This window comes from Kitasatospora sp. NPDC057542, assembly GCF_042801945.1.
Classification (GTDB): domain Bacteria; phylum Actinomycetota; class Actinomycetes; order Streptomycetales; family Streptomycetaceae; genus Kitasatospora.
This window is the reverse complement of the sequence record NZ_JBHVFE010000735.1, coordinates 1-2,576: the sequence shown is the minus strand read 5'-3', so window position 1 is coordinate 2,576 and position 2,576 is coordinate 1. Positions and strand designations below refer to the sequence as shown.

Genomic DNA, 2,576 nt, shown 5'->3' with positions numbered 1-2,576 from the left:
GTGCCGGCCGCCCGCCGGGGTCACCGGGGCCGATAGGCGTCGATGACGCTCTGGTCGAGGGTGTTGCCGTCGACGCCGGTCAGCTCTGTGCGCAGGAAGACCCCGGTACCCGCCGCAGGCTTCCGGACCGTCACGGCGCCGGCGCCGACCGGCAGCCGGGTCCACGAGACTCCGTCGTCGGTGGACATCGAGACCGCCAGCGAACGGACGCGGCCGTCCGCGGCGGCGCCCTGCACGGTGACCGGAACCCGGGCACTGGGTGCCGACCAGCACGCCGTCGCGGTACAGCGAGGTGTAAGCCGTGTCGAACGACGGCGCCGACGGCACGTGGCCGTCGCCGTCGGCGGCCAGCGGGATGTTCGCCGTGATTCGGTCGCCGTCGCGTTCGACGCCGCGACGATCGGTGAGCGCGGGGCCGAAGACCGCGTTGTCGAAGGTCTGCGTGATCGTGGCCCCGGCCCGTACGGCGATGTCCCTCGCGACGTAGTAGTTCGGTTGCGCGCCCGCGACACCGGGGACCGTTCAGCTGACCTCCGCCGGCAACCGCGTCGCCGGCACCGGCAGCCGCACACCGCCCGTTGGCCGACAGCGGCCTGACGTTCTCCAGACGCTCCTGAGCCCGGCTGCGCATCTACGCTGACGGCATTTACGACTTTCTATTGTGGACGATAGGCGGCGCTCCCCCACTGCCGTCCGGATCCCGACCCTGCGCTGCTCCCCGTCAGCCGGTCTGCCAGCCACACCCAGGGCTTCCAACTGCCCGCGCTGCTCCTCACTGAGCTTCTCCCTGCGTGCCCGGGTGTTGTCGAGCCACATGCCGAGGGACACCGTGTCCTCCTTGTGCGAGCGCGGCACACGGACGTGCCCTTCGCGCTCGACGAAGGCGGCGAGCGCGGCCAGGCTTTGATGGAACCGATCCGCCCGCCGCCCTCGGCTCGGCCGCGGCCGCTGCCCGCGCGGCCACCGGCTCGGGGGGCTTCCTCGATCCCGATCGCGAGCAACAGGTTCGCTGCTCCTCGGCCAGTTCGGGTCGTGTGGTCCGCTGCGCCCGCACCCAGCGGCCGAGCTGCTCGCTCTCGAAGACCGTGTCGGCCGGTAGCTGGGCCCAGTCGACCCGGCCGTCCGACTCGAGTCACCACTGCCGCGTGACACTACAGGCGCGCTGCCAGGTGATGGGCAATGCGGGCGCCCACCGGGGGGGGCGGCTCGCCGTGGTCCTTTGAGGGCGGCTCGGCAGGCCGCTGGGCGTGCCGTCCCGGCGGCACGGGCCGGGTGCGCCAGCATTGCCGGGACAGGTCCGACGGCGGGCCCGCCGCCGTCCGGTCCGCTGTCATCCGCTCGCGGACCGGAGCGCCCGCAGGTCACGTCCCGTGTGGCGGCCGATCCCTGAAGATCCGGAGTTCCCACTGATGGTGACCGTGTTTCGCATCGTCGCGCCCCCCACCGGTATCGAGGTCACGGGCGACGGAAGCAGTCCCACCGACGAGGAGATGGCGCAGGAGAAGGGAGCCCGGCAGGCCTTCCTGGATGCCGTTTCGCCCTATCTCGCTGCTCTGCCGGTGCAGCCGCCCCACCGTTCGGGCAACGTCTCGAAGGTGGAACTGCTCGGCGGGGATGTGTGGTCCCAGCTGAACCAGTACCTGCTGCTGGTCACCGTCGACATCGGCGACCCGCGGATCGACTTCGACTCCTTCATGCCGCCCGGCACCACCGTCACCCGCGTGGCCGGCGACCTCGTCCCGCTGTCCCAGTGGCCGGACGGCGACCAGGTCTGACCGGCACGCCGGCCCCCAGGTCGGCGGAGACGCATGGGCGCCGTCGGCGAGCAGTTCCTTGAGCGCCTGGCCGAGACCGTCCACGCCCTGGACCCGGACAACCGGGACCTGCCGATTGACCGCCCGTGGGGGAGGAACAGGACTTGCACGGCTCTTGCACGCCGCAGCCTGGTACCAGGTCGCCGCCCGCAATCCCTTCGGCTTCACCTACACCCCGCTGTTCCTGGCCGCCGTCGAAGCCTCCGAGGGCTTCACCCTGAAACGCCTCCTGAACCTGCCCCACCGCAACCTGGCCGACGACGTCACCGCCCGGCTCGACCACGGCGCCCCCGGCCCCGTCCGGACATGCGGAACCACAGGCCTGGGCGACCGAGTCTCTTCCGGAGGGCGGGAGTTCGAGTTCGACGTCGTTGAGGGGCCGGGACCGGGGGTGGCCAGGGCGGTCGGCATCCTGCGGTAACAGCCCCGGAAGCCCGCCGACCTCCTCCGCCACCGCCTGGTCGTCAGAAAAGACCGCACCGGCCGGTGGTCTGTCAAACCGCAGAGCAGAGGCCGACGGACGGGTCGCCCCCACCGGTCGCCGGACGGCTGGGGGAGCCGGGGGACGAAGCCGGGGCCGAGTGGCGCACCGAGAACAGCACCCCCGGCCCACAGCATCCGGACGGCCCTCCGGACCGGACCCTCCGGGAAATCCGGGCAACGCGGACGACACCTCTTCCCCGGCGACAGCCACGGAGAAGAAGGCGCGTGACAGCCGTCAGGCCAGGCCGACGACGGTGACGGTGTGGGGCACCCTGGGCG

Annotated in this window: 5 protein-coding genes; 3 read left to right on the top strand and 2 right to left on the bottom strand. The window is 72.1% G+C overall.

What is annotated here, in order from left to right:
- Window positions 1-20: 20 nt before the first annotated feature.
- Window positions 21-236 carry a hypothetical protein gene (locus ACFU7Y_RS42865; protein ID WP_380771886.1) on the bottom strand — a complete coding sequence of 72 codons (216 nt, stop codon included), beginning with the start codon at window positions 234-236 and terminating at the stop codon, window positions 21-23.
- Window positions 237-301: 65 nt separating this feature from the next.
- Here ACFU7Y_RS42865 and ACFU7Y_RS42860 point away from each other — a divergent pair, with 65 nt between their 5' ends.
- Window positions 302-487: a hypothetical protein gene (locus ACFU7Y_RS42860; RefSeq protein ID WP_224275382.1), complete on the top strand. Its 186-nt coding sequence runs from the start codon at window positions 302-304 to the stop codon at window positions 485-487.
- A gap of 35 nt (window positions 488-522) precedes the next feature.
- Here the strand turns inward: ACFU7Y_RS42860 and ACFU7Y_RS42855 are convergent, their stop codons facing one another.
- Entirely contained in the window at window positions 523-1,284 is a 762-nt protein-coding gene (locus ACFU7Y_RS42855; RefSeq protein WP_380771884.1) for a Helicase associated domain protein, read from the bottom strand.
- A gap of 125 nt (window positions 1,285-1,409) precedes the next feature.
- Here ACFU7Y_RS42855 and ACFU7Y_RS42850 point away from each other — a divergent pair, with 125 nt between their 5' ends.
- Window positions 1,410-1,775, top strand: a complete 366-nt coding sequence (locus ACFU7Y_RS42850) for a hypothetical protein (protein ID WP_224275386.1) — start codon at window positions 1,410-1,412, stop codon at window positions 1,773-1,775.
- 154 nt (window positions 1,776-1,929) lie between these two features.
- The gene (locus ACFU7Y_RS42845) at window positions 1,930-2,235 is read left to right on the top strand and encodes a hypothetical protein (protein WP_380771882.1); all 306 of its coding nucleotides are present in this window, start codon (window positions 1,930-1,932) and stop codon (window positions 2,233-2,235) included.
- The last annotated feature ends 341 nt before the right edge of the window (window positions 2,236-2,576 follow it).

Coding starts and splice junctions, on each gene's coding strand:
- ACFU7Y_RS42855 (WP_380771884.1), bottom strand. CDS start 1,284: ATGCTGGCGCACCCGGCCCGTGCCGCCGGGACGGCACGCCCAGCGGCC.
- ACFU7Y_RS42850 (WP_224275386.1), top strand. CDS start 1,410: ATGGTGACCGTGTTTCGCATCGTCGCGCCCCCCACCGGTATCGAGGTC.